12 protein-coding genes and 1 other annotated feature are annotated in these 15,885 nt (G+C 45.3%); all 12 genes read right to left on the bottom strand.

The window, feature by feature from the left end; genetic code table 11:
* Positions 1 to 199 precede the first annotated feature (199 nt).
* Positions 200 to 1,390: an elongation factor Tu gene (gene tuf, locus ACE1TF_RS18665; RefSeq protein WP_042402106.1), complete on the bottom strand. Its 1,191-nt coding sequence runs from the start codon at positions 1,388 to 1,390 to the stop codon at positions 200 to 202.
* A 101-nt stretch (positions 1,391 to 1,491) separates the two neighbouring features.
* Complete coding sequence (gene fusA, locus ACE1TF_RS18660; protein ID WP_042429367.1) at positions 1,492 to 3,570, bottom strand: elongation factor G; 2,079 nt, start codon at positions 3,568 to 3,570, stop codon at positions 1,492 to 1,494.
* Between the two features lie 51 nt (positions 3,571 to 3,621).
* The gene (gene rpsG / locus ACE1TF_RS18655) at positions 3,622 to 4,092 is read right to left on the bottom strand and encodes a 30S ribosomal protein S7 (RefSeq protein WP_042402105.1); all 471 of its coding nucleotides are present in this window, start codon (positions 4,090 to 4,092) and stop codon (positions 3,622 to 3,624) included.
* A 66-nt stretch (positions 4,093 to 4,158) separates the two neighbouring features.
* Positions 4,159 to 4,578 (bottom strand): 30S ribosomal protein S12, encoded by a 420-nt coding sequence (rpsL, locus tag ACE1TF_RS18650; protein WP_042402103.1) that lies wholly within the window; start codon positions 4,576 to 4,578, stop codon positions 4,159 to 4,161.
* Between the two features lie 187 nt (positions 4,579 to 4,765).
* Complete coding sequence (locus ACE1TF_RS18645; protein ID WP_042402100.1) at positions 4,766 to 5,014, bottom strand: ribosomal L7Ae/L30e/S12e/Gadd45 family protein; 249 nt, start codon at positions 5,012 to 5,014, stop codon at positions 4,766 to 4,768.
* A 78-nt stretch (positions 5,015 to 5,092) separates the two neighbouring features.
* Complete coding sequence (rpoC, locus tag ACE1TF_RS18640) at positions 5,093 to 8,704, bottom strand: DNA-directed RNA polymerase subunit beta' (protein WP_375019014.1); 3,612 nt, start codon at positions 8,702 to 8,704, stop codon at positions 5,093 to 5,095.
* Positions 8,705 to 8,817: 113 nt separating this feature from the next.
* Positions 8,818 to 12,357, bottom strand: coding sequence for a DNA-directed RNA polymerase subunit beta (gene rpoB, locus ACE1TF_RS18635; protein ID WP_375019012.1), 3,540 nt, complete (start codon positions 12,355 to 12,357; stop codon positions 8,818 to 8,820).
* Positions 12,358 to 12,688: 331 nt separating this feature from the next.
* The gene (locus ACE1TF_RS18630) at positions 12,689 to 13,291 is read right to left on the bottom strand and encodes a class I SAM-dependent methyltransferase (RefSeq protein WP_375019010.1); all 603 of its coding nucleotides are present in this window, start codon (positions 13,289 to 13,291) and stop codon (positions 12,689 to 12,691) included.
* 127 nt (positions 13,292 to 13,418) lie between these two features.
* The gene (rplL, locus tag ACE1TF_RS18625) at positions 13,419 to 13,781 is read right to left on the bottom strand and encodes a 50S ribosomal protein L7/L12 (RefSeq protein ID WP_042402097.1); all 363 of its coding nucleotides are present in this window, start codon (positions 13,779 to 13,781) and stop codon (positions 13,419 to 13,421) included.
* A gap of 39 nt (positions 13,782 to 13,820) precedes the next feature.
* Positions 13,821 to 14,321: a 50S ribosomal protein L10 gene (gene rplJ, locus ACE1TF_RS18620; RefSeq protein ID WP_375019008.1), complete on the bottom strand. Its 501-nt coding sequence runs from the start codon at positions 14,319 to 14,321 to the stop codon at positions 13,821 to 13,823.
* A 27-nt stretch (positions 14,322 to 14,348) separates the two neighbouring features.
* Positions 14,349 to 14,498: a sequence feature (ribosomal protein L10 leader region), on the bottom strand.
* A 48-nt stretch (positions 14,499 to 14,546) separates the two neighbouring features.
* Positions 14,547 to 15,245: a 50S ribosomal protein L1 gene (rplA, locus tag ACE1TF_RS18615; RefSeq protein WP_375019006.1), complete on the bottom strand. Its 699-nt coding sequence runs from the start codon at positions 15,243 to 15,245 to the stop codon at positions 14,547 to 14,549.
* Positions 15,246 to 15,411: 166 nt separating this feature from the next.
* The gene (gene rplK, locus ACE1TF_RS18610) at positions 15,412 to 15,837 is read right to left on the bottom strand and encodes a 50S ribosomal protein L11 (RefSeq protein ID WP_042402090.1); all 426 of its coding nucleotides are present in this window, start codon (positions 15,835 to 15,837) and stop codon (positions 15,412 to 15,414) included.
* Positions 15,838 to 15,885 lie beyond the last annotated feature (48 nt).

Genomic DNA, 15,885 nt, shown 5'->3' with positions numbered 1-15,885 from the left:
GTGATTGTTGAACAAATGACGGGCATGATGCACGTAGAAGAATCATGCGGAAAGTTTGATGCAGAGACTACCTGCCTACGCATGAGCAATTCTTGTATTCATACGTGCAAGGCACGTATTTCTCAGCATACATAACAGAAAAAAGCAGGCTAAGAATGAGTGACTCATTCCTAGCCTGCTTCTATTGTTTGTTCTGAGATTACTTCGTGATTGTAGAAACAACACCAGAACCTACAGTACGTCCACCTTCGCGGATTGAGAAACGAGTACCGTCTTCAATTGCGATTGGTGAAATCAATTCAACTTCCATTTCAGTGTTGTCGCCAGGCATAACCATCTCAACGTTCTCAGGAAGGTTAACAACGCCTGTTACGTCAGTTGTACGGAAGTAGAACTGTGGGCGGTAGTTGTTGAAGAATGGCGTGTGACGGCCACCTTCATCTTTTGAAAGTACATAAACTTCAGCTTTGAAGTTCGTGTGTGGAGTAATTGTACCAGGCTTAGCTAGTACTTGACCACGAGTGATGTCCTCACGGTCAACACCACGAAGAAGTGCACCAATGTTGTCACCAGCTTCAGCGTAGTCAAGAAGTTTATGGAACATCTCAACACCTGTTACTGTTGATTTTCTAGACTCTTCAGTGATTCCTAGGATTTCGATTTCGTCTCCTACGTTAAGAACGCCACGCTCAACACGGCCAGTTGCTACTGTACCACGACCAGTAATTGAGAATACGTCCTCAACAGGCATCATGAATGGCTTGTCTTTGTCACGCTCAGGAGTTGGAATGTAGTTGTCTACTTCGTTCATGAGCTCAACAATTTTCTCTTCGTAGCTTTCGTCACCTTCAAGTGCTTTGAGAGCAGAACCTGAAACAACTGGGATGTCGTCTCCTGGGAAGTCATACTCAGAAAGAAGGTCACGTACTTCCATCTCAACAAGCTCAAGAAGCTCTTCGTCGTCTACCATGTCAACTTTGTTTAAGAAAACAACCATTGAAGGTACACCTACGTTACGAGAAAGAAGGATGTGCTCACGAGTTTGTGGCATTGGGCCATCCGCTGCAGATACAACGAGGATCGCGCCGTCCATTTGTGCAGCACCAGTGATCATATTTTTAACGTAGTCAGCGTGACCTGGGCAGTCAACGTGTGCATAGTGACGCGTTTCAGTTTCGTACTCTACGTGAGAAGTCGCGATTGTAATTCCACGCTCTTTCTCTTCTGGAGCACCGTCAATTGCGTCATACGCCATTGCAGTACCTTTACCAGATTTTTTATGAAGTACAGTTGTGATTGCAGCAGTTAGTGTTGTTTTACCGTGGTCAACGTGTCCAATCGTACCAATATTGGCATGCGTCTTGGAACGGTCAAATTTTTCTTTAGCCATTTGAGGATATCCTCCCTTAAATTAATTTAAATTTATGAAGCAAGAAAGGAGGCATGCGCATTTCAATCACATATCACCTTTCTAGACTACTAACAAAGTCATTACTCTCCAGTGTTCTTTTTGATGATCTCTTCAGAAATACTCTTTGGTACTTCTGCATAATGATCAAAGAACATGGAGTACGTTCCGCGTCCTTGTGTGTTTGAGCGTAGCGCTGTCGCATAACCAAACATCTCAGATAGCGGGACAAATGCACGGATGGTTTGCGCGTTGCCGCGTGCTTCCATACCGTCAACACGTCCACGACGTGATGTAACGTCACCCATGACATCACCCATGTATTCTTCTGGAACAACGATTTCAACTTTCATGAGTGGCTCTAAGAGAACTGGCTGACAATGAGCTTTCGCTTCTTTAAATGCCATGGAAGCCGCAATCTTAAATGCCATCTCGTTGGAGTCAACATCATGGTAAGAACCATCGAATAGACGAGCTTTAACGTCAATGACAGGGTAACCTGCAAGTAGACCATTTTGAAGTGCTTCTTCAATTCCAGCTTCAACAGATGGAATGTATTCACGAGGAACGACACCACCAACGATGTTGTTTTCGAATTCGAAGCCTGCACCTTCTTCGTTTGGTCCAATCTCAACTTTAACGTGTCCGTACTGTCCACGTCCACCTGATTGTCGTACAAACTTACCTTCAAGCTCTGCAGATTTACGCAGTGTTTCACGGTAAGATACTTGTGGTGCACCAACGACCGCTTCAACTTTAAATTCACGTTTCATACGGTCAACGATGATGTCGAGGTGAAGCTCACCCATACCAGCGATAACAGTTTGACCTGTTTCTTCGTCAGTATACGTTTTGAATGTTGGATCCTCTTCAGCAAGCTTACCGAGGGCAACACCCATCTTATCTTGGTCGGCTTTAGATTTCGGTTCAACAGATAGTGAGATAACTGGCTCTGGGAAGTCCATGGATTCAAGAATCACAAGTTCCTTCTCATCACACAAAGTATCTCCTGTTGACGTATCTTTCAAACCTACACCTGCGGCAATGTCTCCTGAGTAAACCGTTTTGATTTCCTCACGAGTGTTTGCGTGCATTTGTAGAATACGACCAACACGCTCACGCTTATCTTTAGAAGCATTCTTCACGTATGAACCAGAATCAAGTGTTCCGGAATAAACACGGAAGAATGTCAATTTACCAACGTAAGGGTCTGTCATAACTTTAAATGCAAGTGCAGAGAATGGACCGTTGTCATCCGCTTCACGGATAACTTCTTCGTCGCTATCTACTTTGTGTCCTTTAATTGCAGGAACATCAGTAGGAGCTGGAAGATAGTCAATGACTGCATCGATCATCGGTTGAACACCTTTGTTCTTAAATGCGGAACCGCAAAGAACTGGGTAGAACTGTACCGAAAGTGTCGCTTCACGAACGGCAGTTTTGAGTTCTTCGTTGCTGATTGTGTCACCATCAAGGTAACGCATCATCAACTCTTCATCAAATTCTGCAACAGCTTCGATCAGCTTCTCACGATATTCATCAGCCAATTCACGGTGCTCATCAGGGATTTCACGTGTTTCAGTGTTTTGCCCTAAATCATCAAGATAATAGTAAGCTTTCATTTCTACAAGGTCAATGATCGCTTCAAAATCATCTTCAGCACCAATTGGAAGTTGAACTGGATGTGCATTCGCGTCTAGACGATCATTTAACGTCCCGACGGAGTATAGGAAGTCTGCACCCATCTTATCCATCTTGTTCACGAATACAATTCGTGGAACGTGGTAAGTGGTTGCTTGACGCCATACTGTTTCTGTTTGTGGCTCAACGCCAGATTGAGCATCGAGTACAGCAACAGCACCGTCAAGAACACGTAGTGAACGCTCTACTTCAACAGTAAAGTCGACGTGTCCTGGTGTATCAATGATGTTGATACGGTGGCCTTTCCAAGATGCTGTTGTCGCAGCAGACGTGATTGTAATTCCACGCTCTTGCTCTTGAGACATCCAGTCCATCTGAGAAGCGCCTTCATGTGTTTCACCAATTTTATGAGTACGACCCGTATAGAACAAAATACGTTCTGTAGCAGTCGTTTTACCGGCATCGATGTGTGCCATGATACCGATATTACGTGTTTTCTCCAAGGAGAACTCTCTTGCCATGGTTTACACTTTCTCCTTTCAGCTATCATTTACAACTGGATTGCGAAACGCTTACCAGCGATAATGTGCGAACGCTTTGTTTGCTTCAGCCATACGATGCGTGTCTTCACGCTTCTTAACAGCAGAGCCTGTGTTGTTTGATGCATCAAGAATTTCATTTGCTAGACGCTCTTCCATCGTTTTTTCTCCGCGAAGACGTGCATAGCTTACTAACCAACGAAGACCAAGTGTCGTACGGCGGTCAGGCTTTACTTCAATTGGTACTTGGTAGTTGGCACCACCGACACGGCGTGCTTTAACTTCAAGTACAGGCATGATATTTTTGAGTGCTTGATCAAAAACTTCAACCGGATCTTGACCACTGCGCTCACGGACGAGATCAAAAGATGCGTAAAGAATGTTCTGCGCTTTACCTTTCTTTCCATCCACCATGATGCGGTTAATCAAACGAGTGACCAACTTAGAGTTGTAGATCGGATCGGCAAGCACTTCACGACGAGGTACAGGACCTTTACGAGGCATAACCAACCCTCCTTTCTGTCTCAAACAAGACATCTGAATTCATTTCTTCTATAATAGTAAAGCTTATTATTTCTTTGCTTTCGCACGCTTCGTTCCATACTTAGAACGACCTTGCTTACGGTCTTGAACGCCTGCTGTATCAAGCGCACCACGTACGATGTGGTAACGAACACCCGGAAGGTCTTTTACACGACCACCGCGGATCAATACAACACTGTGCTCCTGAAGATTGTGTCCAATTCCAGGGATGTATGCAGTTACTTCAATTCCATTCGTCAAACGTACACGTGCATACTTACGAAGAGCAGAGTTCGGCTTCTTCGGTGTCATTGTACCGACACGAGTACATACCCCTTGTTTATGAGGAGAAGATAGGTCAGTTTGAACTTTTTTGAAGCTGTTATAGCCTTTGTTCAATGCTGGTGCATCTGACTTCTTCATTTTAGACTTACGTCCTTTTCGAACGAGTTGATTCATTGTTGGCATCGATATTTCCTCCTTTCACAACTTAATTCTCATGCAGCTTGCATTCATGAAATCCACCACGGTTTGTGTAGCGTTCAAAACCGCGTCATCATCGCGATTTTCAAGACCACCGTTCCAGGTGGTTCACAATTGGGCAAAAGTAAAGTTCTTACTGGACGGGCGAGAACGCCCGCCAGTAAAAACAGGACTACTTTTTTATAGCTACAGCCGCAGCATTAACTTCAATACCGCAAGCTTTGCCGAGCTTTTTCATAGATGGAACCATTACCAAAGGTATTTGCTTTTCATATGCGGTGTCCGAGACTTTACGAAGCAACTCATGGTCGGCATCTTCAGCAACGAATACTTCCGTCGCTAAACCGTCAGAGACCGCTTTTAATGTCCGCTTCAAACCAACATATCGTGTGCTAGCATTCATTACCTTATCATAACCCATTATCGCCACCTCAAATACAGGCGAATTACGCGCACTTAGATATCTTAACAAAGTGGAGATGATGTGTCAATACGGTTTTTAGTCGTAACCGATTGTCTCTGGTTCTAGTTCCACTTGCTTTCCTTCATCTGCTGTCTCGCCCTTGAGTGTTCGGTAACGTTGCATACCTGTACCTGCTGGGACGAGCTTACCGATAATAACATTCTCTTTTAAGCCAAGAAGTGCATCTCTGCGCCCTTTAATGGCCGCATCTGTGAGCACACGTGTCGTTTCTTGGAACGACGCAGCTGATAAGAACGAGTCAGTCTCAAGAGATGCTTTTGTAATCCCTAGGATAACTGGAGCTCCCACCGCTGGGCGCTTCCCTTTTCGAAGCACGTCGATGTTTGCTTTGTTGAAAGAGTTAACTTCAACAAGTGTTCCTGGAAGTACATCAGTGTCTCCAGAGTCATTCACGCGAATCTTACGGAGCATTTGGCGAACCATCACTTCAACGTGTTTGTCACCAATCTCTACCCCTTGCATTCGGTAAACCTTCTGAACTTCTTTCAAGAGGTACTCTTGAACCTCATCCAGACCGGTAACTTTGATCAATTCTTTCGGGTCAATGGAACCTTCAGTCAGTGCCTGCCCTGCTTCAACTTGATCGCCTTCGGATACTTTCAAGCGTGCACCATATGCGGTTGTATAGGAACGTGACTCATACTCTCCGCGAATGACAACATCTTTCTTGTCACCAGCGTCACGGATCTCTTCGATCGTTCCTTTGAGTTCTGTAATAAGCGCTTGACCTTTCGGATTACGCGCCTCAAACAACTCTTGGATACGCGGTAGACCTTGCGTGATGTCATCCCCAGCTACACCGCCCGTATGGAACGTACGCATCGTAAGCTGTGTACCTGGCTCACCAATGGACTGGGCTGCGATAATACCGACCGCTTCGCCGACTTCAACATCGCTTCCTGTCGCCAAGTTACGGCCGTAACATTTATTACATACACCGTGTGACGTGTCACACGTGAAGACAGAACGGATTTTCAATGATTCGACGCCTGCGTCAACGATTGTTTTTGCAGACTCTTCATTGATCAATTCATTCGGTCTGGCAAGGACTTCGCCGGTTTCAGGGTGTTTGACCGTTTGGAACGCAAAGCGACCAACGAGACGATCATAAAGGTTCTCAATTTCTTCAGTACCTTCTCTAATCGGTGAAACAACGAGACCGCGATCCGTGCCGCAATCATCCTCACGAACAATGACGTCTTGGGCAACATCAACAAGACGACGGGTCAAGTAACCAGAGTCTGCTGTCTTCAATGCCGTATCGGCTAGACCTTTACGGGCGCCGTGTGTCGAGATAAAGTACTCGAGTACGGTTAGACCTTCACGAAAACTGGACTTGATTGGAAGCTCAATGATTCGACCAGACGGGTTCGCCATTAGACCACGCATACCCGCAAGCTGCGTAAAGTTTGAGGCGTTACCACGTGCTCCGGAATCACTCATCATAAAGATCGGATTCGATTTGTCGAGTGTTTTCATTAGGCGGCTTTGGATGTCGTCTTTTGCTTCACTCCAAATCGAGATGATCTTGTCATAACGTTCCTCTTCCGTAATGAGACCTCTTCGGAACTGTTTCATCACTCGGTCTACTTGCAATTCAGCTGCATCAAGAATTTCACCTTTTTCAGCGAGTACTACGATGTCAGCCACACCTACGGTAAGGCCAGCTTTTGTTGAATAGTAGAAACCAAGGTCTTTCATTCGGTCAAGCATTCGGGATGTTTCAGTGACTTGAAACTTCTTGAACACTTCAGCGATGACATCTCCGAGGAACCCTTTCTTGAAAGGAGCAACGACTGGCCGTTCAGCTATTGTTTTCTTAATATCTGTATCACTTGTAACAAAATATTCTTTTGGCGTTTCTTGTTCAAGGTTAATCGCCGTTGGCTCATTGATATACGGGAACGACTCCGGAAGAATTTCGTTAAAGATCAACTTACCGGTGCTCGTTAATAAAATACGGTCTTCTGTGTTCTCAGGGAATGTCGTTTTGTTCAATGACCGAACAGGAATTCCTATACGTGTATGCAAATGCACATAGCCGTTTTGGTAAGCGGTGAGTGCCTCATCGCTATCCTTAAACACCGTACCTTCTCCAACTGCACCTTCACGTTCGAGCGTCAAGTAATAGTTACCAAGAACCATATCTTGTGAAGGAGTTACAACTGGTTTCCCGTCTTTCGGATTCAAGATGTTTTGTGCAGCAAGCATGAGTACGCGCGCTTCTGACTGTGCCTCGGCTGAAAGTGGCACGTGAACCGCCATTTGGTCACCATCAAAGTCGGCGTTATACGCGGTACATACGAGTGGGTGCAGCTTGATTGCGCGCCCTTCTACAAGGATCGGTTCAAATGCTTGAATTCCAAGACGGTGAAGGGTTGGGGCTCGGTTTAATAAAACCGGATGCTCCTTGATCACTTCTTCAAGCACATCCCAAACTTCAGGCTGTACACGATCAACTTTACGTTTTGCGCTTTTAATGTTGTGCGCTTGACCTTTAGCAACAAGCTCTTTCATTACAAAAGGCTTAAATAGTTCTAGGGCCATTTCTTTCGGAAGACCGCACTGATACATCTTTAAGTTCGGACCGACAACGATTACGGAACGACCAGAGTAGTCAACACGCTTTCCGAGTAAGTTCTGACGGAAACGACCTTGCTTACCTTTCAACATGTGCGAAAGTGATTTCAACGGTCGATTACCAGGACCCGTTACCGGACGGCCACGACGACCATTATCAATAAGTGCGTCTACAGCTTCCTGGAGCATCCGCTTCTCGTTTTGAACGATAATGCTCGGGGCACCAAGATCTAAAAGACGCTTCAGACGATTGTTACGGTTAATGACTCGACGATACAAATCATTCAAGTCAGACGTCGCAAAACGACCGCCATCCAATTGAACCATCGGACGAAGCTCAGGCGGGATGACTGGCAATACATCCATAATCATCCAAGAAGGGTGATTTCCAGAGTTACGGAACGCTTCAATCACTTCAAGGCGCTTGATCGCACGAGTACGACGTTGCCCTTGAGCCGTTTCTAATTCATCTTTTAGCGCTTTTACTTCTTTTTCTAGATCTAAATCAGAAAGAATCTTCCGGATCGCTTCAGCACCCATTTGTGCCGTGAACGTACGACCATACTTGTCGTAGTATGCGCGGTATTCTTTCTCAGATAGCAACTGCTTATATTCAAGTGGTGTATCGCCTGTATCTGTCACAACGTAAGAAGCAAAGTAAATCACTTCTTCTAACGAACGTGGAGACATATCCAATACGAGCCCCATACGACTTGGGATCCCTTTAAAGTACCAGATATGAGAAACAGGTGCGGCTAGCTCAATGTGCCCCATGCGTTCACGACGAACTTTGGCACGGGTAACCTCAACACCGCAACGATCACAAACAACGCCTTTGTAGCGGACGCGTTTGTATTTCCCGCAGTGACATTCCCAATCCTTTTGTGGACCGAAAATACGCTCACAAAATAGCCCGTCTTTCTCTGGCTTTAACGTTCGATAGTTAATGGTTTCGGGCTTTTTCACTTCACCACGAGACCAACTACGGATCTTGTCTGGAGATGCAAGACCAACTTTCATGTATTCAAAATTATTGACATCGATCAAAGGGTGACCCTCCCTTTCCTGCGCTCTGTTGTCAAAGGGGCTGAGTGACGGGTAACAGTAGCAAAAGAGGTAAAGAGCCCCGCACGGGGCTTTCCTTTACCGATTGCAAAACCTTAGGCGTTTTCCGTTGTTTCAAGCTTCAGGTTCATTTTATCATTCGATTGCTCTTCTTCGTCGTCCAGCTCTTTCATTTCAATCTCTTCTTCGTTGCTTGATAGCATTTTTACATCCATACCGAGACTTTGGAGTTCTTTAATCAATACTTTGAATGATTCTGGAACCCCAGGTTCAGGCACGTTTTCGCCTTTCACGATCGCTTCGTACGTTTTCACACGTCCAACAACGTCATCGGATTTCACCGTTAAAATCTCTTGAAGTGTGTACGCAGCACCGTATGCTTCAAGTGCCCAAACTTCCATCTCTCCAAAACGCTGACCACCAAATTGAGCTTTACCACCCAACGGTTGTTGCGTAACGAGAGAGTATGGTCCAGTAGAACGTGCATGCAATTTATCATCAACCATGTGCGCCAACTTAATCATGTACATGACGCCGACAGACACACGGTTGTCGAATGCATCTCCAGTACGACCATCATAAAGAATGGTCTTACCGTCTCTTGCCATACCTGCTTCTTCTAGCGTCTCCCACACATCTTCCTCGCGAGCACCATCAAATACTGGAGAAGCGACGTGGATACCTAGCTGACGTGCAGCCATTCCAAGGTGCATCTCAAGCACTTGTCCGATGTTCATACGCGATGGTACTCCAAGCGGGTTAAGCATAATGTCGATTGGTGTCCCATCAGGAAGATACGGCATATCTTCTTCAGGAAGAATTCGTGAAATAACACCTTTATTCCCGTGGCGTCCAGCCATCTTGTCACCTTCGTTAATCTTACGCTTTTGCACGATGTATACGCGCACAAGCTGATTAACACCTGGTGGCAATTCATCACCATCGTCACGGTTGAAAATCTTCACATCGAGGACAATTCCATCGCCACCGTGAGGTGCACGAAGTGATGTATCACGAACTTCACGTGCCTTCTCACCAAAGATCGCATGAAGCAGACGTTCTTCTGCTGTCAGTTCAGTCATCCCTTTCGGGGTTACTTTACCGACAAGAATGTCGCCGTCTTTCACTTCAGCACCTACGCGGATAATTCCGCGCTCATCTAAGTTTCGAAGCGCATCTTCACCGATGTTTGGAATGTCGCGTGTAATCTCTTCTGGACCGAGTTTCGTGTCCCGAGCCTCTGATTCATACTCTTCAATGTGAATGGATGTGAATACATCATCTTTCACGAGTCGCTCACTTAGAATGATCGCATCCTCATAGTTATAACCATCCCAGGTCATAAAGCCAACGAGAACGTTGCGACCAAGAGCCATCTCACCTTTATCCATAGAAGGTCCATCAGCAAGAACTTCACCTTTATCTACGATGTCGCCTTCAGACACAATTGGACGTTGGTTGTAACTCGTTCCTTGGTTCGAGCGAATAAACTTCGACATACGATACACTTGATCGTCTGTCTCAACTTCTTTGCCATCAACGTCAACGAGCTTGCGAATACGAATCTCACGAGCCGTTACTCGTTTTACAATGCCGCGTTCTCTTGCAACAACAGCAGCTCCCGAGTCTTTCGCCGAAACATACTCAATGCCTGTTCCAACAACGGGTGCTTCTGGCTGCAACAACGGTACGGCTTGACGCTGCATGTTCGCTCCCATTAACGCTCGGTTGGAGTCGTCATTTTCAAGGAATGGAATGGATGCAGTCGCCGCGGAAACGACCTGTTTCGGTGATACGTCCATATAATCAATACGATCTTTAGAAACGATTGTATTCTCTTCACGGAAACGTGCAATAATATCATCATCAACAAACGTTCCATCGTCATTTAACTTCGCATTCGCTTGCGCAACAACGTAGTTGTGCTCTTCATCTGCAGTCAAGTAATCAATACGTTCGGTGACTCGCCCAGTTTCTGGGTCAACACGACGGTACGGAGCTTCCATAAAACCAAACGCATTCACTTTTGCGTAACTCGATAACGAGTTAATCAAACCGATGTTCGGCCCTTCTGGAGTCTCAATCGGACACATCCGACCATAGTGGGAGTAGTGAACGTCTCGTACTTCCATTCCGGCACGCTCTCTTGTCAAACCACCAGGCCCTAGTGCAGATAAACGACGCTTGTGTGTAAGTTCAGCAAGTGGGTTCGTTTGATCCATGAACTGAGATAGCTGTGAGCTACCAAAGAACTCTTTGATGGAGGCGATCACTGGGCGAATGTTAATTAAAGCCTGCGGTGTTATCTGGCTAGGGTCTTGAATTGACATACGCTCACGAACCACACGTTCCATTCTAGAAAGCCCGATACGGAATTGGTTCTGTAACAATTCACCAACAGAACGAAGACGACGGTTTCCTAAGTGGTCAATATCGTCAGTATTTCCGACCCCGTGAAGAAGGTTAAAGAAATAACTGATCGAAGCGATAATATCTTCCGCTGTAATGTTCTTGATGCTCTTATCAATCACACCGTTACTAATGACCTGAATCGTTTGCTCGCCTTCAGGGTCGTTCGGTGCATAAATCTTAATCGATTGCACATTAATATCGGCGTCTTCAACAACACCGTCGGCAACGGTATACGTTTTAAACCCAAGATCGTTCTCAATGTAAGGCATGAGGCGGTCTAATGTGCGACGATCAATCTGTGTGCCTTCTTCAGCAATCACTTCGCCAGTTTCAGGGTCTGCTAATGTTTCAGCTAGCACTTGGTTAAATAAGCGATCTTTAATATGGAGCTTCTTGTTAATCTTATAACGTCCAACATTTGCAAAGTCGTAACGCTTCGGATCAAAGAAACGTGATTCCAATAGACTACGGGCGTTATCCACCGTCGGCGGCTCACCTGGGCGAAGACGCTCATAGATTTCTAATAAAGCTTTCTCTGTATCTTCCGTGTTGTCTTTCTCTAATGAGTTTCTCAAGTATTCGTTCTCACCAATGAGATCAACGATGTCTTGGTCGGAACCAAAACCTAAAGCACGAAGGAGTACCGTTACAGGGAGCTTACGTGTACGATCAATACGTACGTATACAATGTCTTTTGCATCGGTTTCTAGCTCTAACCACGCACCACGGTTTGGAATGACCGTAGCCGTGAAGCCTTTCTTACCGTTCTTATCAGTCTTGCGACTGTAATATACACTTGGAGAGCGGACGAGTTGGGAAACGATGACTCGCTCGGCACCATTAATTACAAAAGTACCTGTATCCGTCATCAACGGAAAGTCGCCCATGAATACTTCTTGTTCTTTCACTTCGCCTGTTTCTTGATTCATTAAACGAACTTTCACCCGTAAAGGCGCTGAATATGTTACATCCCGCTCCTTTGAATCCTCAACAGAGTACTTTGGTTCACCTAAGCTGTAATCGATGAATTCCAGCACTAGATTTCCCGTAAAATCTTCAATCGGTGAAATGTCTTGAAACATCTCACGAATCCCTTCGTCAAGGAACCATTGATATGAAGCTGTCTGAATCTCGATGAGATTAGGAAGATCAAGAACTTCACTAATCCGCGCGTAGCTTCTTCGCTGGCGATGGCGTCCATACTGAATGAGTTGACCTGTCAACGAATTCACCCCTCAAATCCGCGTATTTTTTACTGATCCCAATAGCCTCGGCAAGACTCTGCCATTTTTGTTAAAATGGGGGAAACAATCATCTAGGATGATGCCGATCGTTATATAAAACGGCGGGAAAACCGTGTAAAAAACCGAAAAAGGTTCATATTATACAGGATAAAAATACCAACCTCTTTTACTCGTATTCACTTAGTCTTCCCGACCGCAATAACCTTTATACTCCTCTTTTTATCGAAAAAAATGCATAAAAAGAGACGGTTATACGCATTAAATGATAGTATCACAAATTCAACAACCGGTCAAATATTCTTTTCTTTTTTTATTTCCGACTCCGAAAAAGTGAGTACCCTTTTCGTTTCGCTACCTCTTCAACGTCACCAAACAACTCCACTAATTTCTTTTTGGCTGACGGGGCCCCTTGCTTCTTTTGAATGACGACCCACAGCTCACCACCATTCTCTAAAACCCGGTGCACATCTTCAAAGATTTGATGGACAACGTCTTTACCCGCTCGAATTGGCGGATTCGTCACGACGGCTGCAAATCGCAAATCATCCGGAATACGTTCAAGAACAGACCCTTGAACAACCGTGACTTGTGAATCGACTTTATTTTTTGTTGCGTTCTCTTTAGAGAGGGCTACTGCTCGTTCATTAATGTCGGTCATCCATACATGGCGGTTGCTAGTTTTAGCAATCGCGATGCCAAGCGTCCCGTAACCCGAGCCGACATCAAGAATACCTCCTGCTACTTCAGGTTCGACGAACGTCTCCAAAAGAAACCGACTGCCAAAGTCGACCTCACCTTTTGAAAATACCCCCCGATCGGTACTGTACGTCACACGCTCACCGTTCACATCAATACTGACTTCTCCGCGTTCGCTCCCGACCGTAGGTTTTGAATCATAGTAGTGACTACTCACGCCACACACCCCTTTTATCCACTAGCTTTTAAATCTAGTCTAACACGCCCAAACCTTCGAATACTCTCGAAATCTATCGATAAAAAAACTTCCCTGCAAGAGATACAGGGAAGTTTGTGTGGAACAATTACTTGATTTCGACTTCAGCGCCAGCTTCTTCAAGTTGGCTCTTCATGTCTTCAGCGTCGTCTTTGCTTACGCCTTCTTTAAGTGTTTCAGGGGCGCCGTCAACAAGAGCTTTCGCTTCTTTAAGACCAAGGCCTGTGATTCCACGAACCACTTTGATAACACCGATTTTAGAAGAACCAGCAGAAGTAAGAACGACGTTGAATTCAGTCTGCTCTTCAGCAGCACCTGCGTCTCCGCCACCTGCAACTGCAACTGGTGCAGCAGCTGTAACACCAAATTCTTCTTCGATTGCTTTAACAAGGTCGTTCAATTCAAGGACAGTCATGCCTTTGATTTCTTCAATGATTTGCTCTTTAGCCATTGTATATTTCCTCCTTCAGGAATGTGTAATAGTAGGTGCTTACGCACTTTCTTCTTCTTTTTGGTCTGCAACTGCTTTTGAAGCCAACGCGAAGTTTCTGATTGGTGCTTGTAGTACGCTAAGAAGCATAGATACAAGTCCTTCGTAAGAAGGAAGTTCAGCAATCTTCTTGATGTCTTCAACAGGCGTTACGATTCCTTGGATGACGCCCGCTTTAATTTCAAGCGCTTCGTTATCCTTAGAGAAATCGTTGAGTACTCTTGCAGCTGCTACTGCATCTGTCTTGCTCGTTGCTACGGCCGTCGGACCTGCGAGAGCTTCGTCCAGTTCAGTATAGTTCGTTTCCGCTGTCGCACGACGTGTTAACGTGTTTTTGTACACTTTAAGCTCAACGTCTGCTTCACGAAGCTTCGTACGAAGCTCCGTGTCTTGGCTTACGCTAAGACCGCGGTAATCAACTAAGATGATGGACTCACTGTCGTTAAATTTACCGATAATCTCGTTAACAACGGCTTGTTTCTGCTCGATTACACTGCTCATCATTCCACCTCCTGAAAATTTGCCGTTCAGAGGATCAAAAAACTCCCCTGCCTATGCATACACACAGACAGAGGAGATTCAGAAGGACACAATCGTGTCTATTCTATCAAATCGATACCTCGGCAGGATTTACGCACAATGTGCACCTACTGTCTGCGGCAGTATAGTTATTCATTAGCCGTTCTCATTATATATAGCGGCCGATCAAATGTCAATACGGAAAAATTAGCTAGTGAAGCCAGACGTACTAACTTTCACACCCGGTCCCATAGATGAAGATACAGCAATGTTCTTCATGTACGTACCTTTCGCTGCAGAAGGCTTCGCTTTTGCAAGGATATCGAGAATGGTTTTGAAGTTCGCTAGCAGTTGCTCTTCAGTAAAGGATACTTTTCCAATTGGAACGTGTACATTTCCTGCTTTTTCAACGCGGTATTCTACTTTACCCGCTTTGATTTCGTTAACAGCTTGAGTCACATCCATTGTTACTGTACCCGTTTTCGGGTTTGGCATTAGACCTTTTGGTCCAAGCACACGACCTAATTTACCAACTTGCGCCATCATGTCTGGTGTTGCAACAACGACGTCAAAGTCCATCCAACCTTGTTGGATTTTGTTTACAAGGTCTTCTTCACCAACGAAGTCCGCGCCTGCTTCTTCAGCTTCCTTCGCTTTTTCACCTTTTGCAAATACAAGAACACGTTGAGTTTTGCCCGTACCATTTGGAAGAACGACCGCGCCACGGATTTGTTGATCCGCTTTACGAGGGTCTACGCCAAGACGCACAGCTACCTCAACTGTTTCATCAAAGTTTGCCGGAGCAACTTTTTTCACAAGCTCAATGGCTTCGCTTGCAGTGTATTCTTTCGTAACATCGACTTGTTTCTTTGCGTCTTCGTATTTCTTACCGTGTTTCTTAGCCATATCTAACAACTCCTCTTTTTGTGGTTTTAACGGTTTGACCTCCCACGCTTAATCGCTAGAGAAGATTCATTCCTAGAGAAAGACAATCATACAAGAATCAAGGTTGCGAAAGCCCGATTTTCGCCGGTGATCGCAACCTTTCTTGCCGTTCTATTGCGACTAATCGTTAGCCTTCAACAGTGATCCCCATGCTACGCGCTGTACCTTCAATCATCTTTACAGCAGCATCAAGATCAGCAGCGTTTAAGTCTTCCATCTTCGTTTCAGCGATTCCACGTACTTGTTCAGCAGTTACTGATGCAACCTTCACTTTGTGCGGCTCTCCAGAACCAGATTGTACTCCAGCTGCTTCTTTAAGAAGAATCGCTGCTGGTGGAGTCTTCGTCACAAATGTGAATGAACGGTCTTCATAAACAGTAATCTCAACAGGAATAATAGTTCCTGTTTGCTCCTGTGTACGTGCGTTAAACTCTTTACAGAAGCCCATGATATTTACACCAGCCTGACCAAGGGCAGGACCGACCGGTGGTGCCGGGTTAGCTTTACCTGCAGGAATCTGTAGCTTCACTACGGTTTGAACTTTTCTAGCCACGCGACACACCTCCTTCGTTCGTAATGTGGTGTTTCGGGCAAACGTGCC

This window comes from Geomicrobium sp. JSM 1781026 (assembly GCF_041949955.1).
In the GTDB taxonomy this organism is placed as follows: Bacteria; Bacillota; Bacilli; order Bacillales; family Marinococcaceae; genus Geomicrobium_A.
The sequence above is the reverse complement of the archived record's forward strand: the minus strand, read 5'-3'. Positions and strand labels throughout refer to the sequence as shown.

Bases quoted from the DNA above. Each gene is read 5' to 3' on its own strand.
- tuf (WP_042402106.1), bottom strand. From the start codon at position 1,390: ATGGCTAAAGAAAAATTTGACCGTTCCAAGACGCATGCCAATATTGGT.
- fusA (WP_042429367.1), bottom strand. From the start codon at position 3,570: ATGGCAAGAGAGTTCTCCTTGGAGAAAACACGTAATATCGGTATCATG.
- rpsG (WP_042402105.1), bottom strand. From the start codon at position 4,092: ATGCCTCGTAAAGGTCCTGTACCTCGTCGTGAAGTGCTTGCCGATCCG.
- rpsL (WP_042402103.1), bottom strand. From the start codon at position 4,578: ATGCCAACAATGAATCAACTCGTTCGAAAAGGACGTAAGTCTAAAATG.
- ACE1TF_RS18645 (WP_042402100.1), bottom strand. From the start codon at position 5,014: ATGGGTTATGATAAGGTAATGAATGCTAGCACACGATATGTTGGTTTG.
- rplL (WP_042402097.1), bottom strand. From the start codon at position 13,781: ATGGCTAAAGAGCAAATCATTGAAGAAATCAAAGGCATGACTGTCCTT.
- rplJ (WP_375019008.1), bottom strand. From the start codon at position 14,321: ATGAGCAGTGTAATCGAGCAGAAACAAGCCGTTGTTAACGAGATTATC.
- rplA (WP_375019006.1), bottom strand. From the start codon at position 15,245: ATGGCTAAGAAACACGGTAAGAAATACGAAGACGCAAAGAAACAAGTC.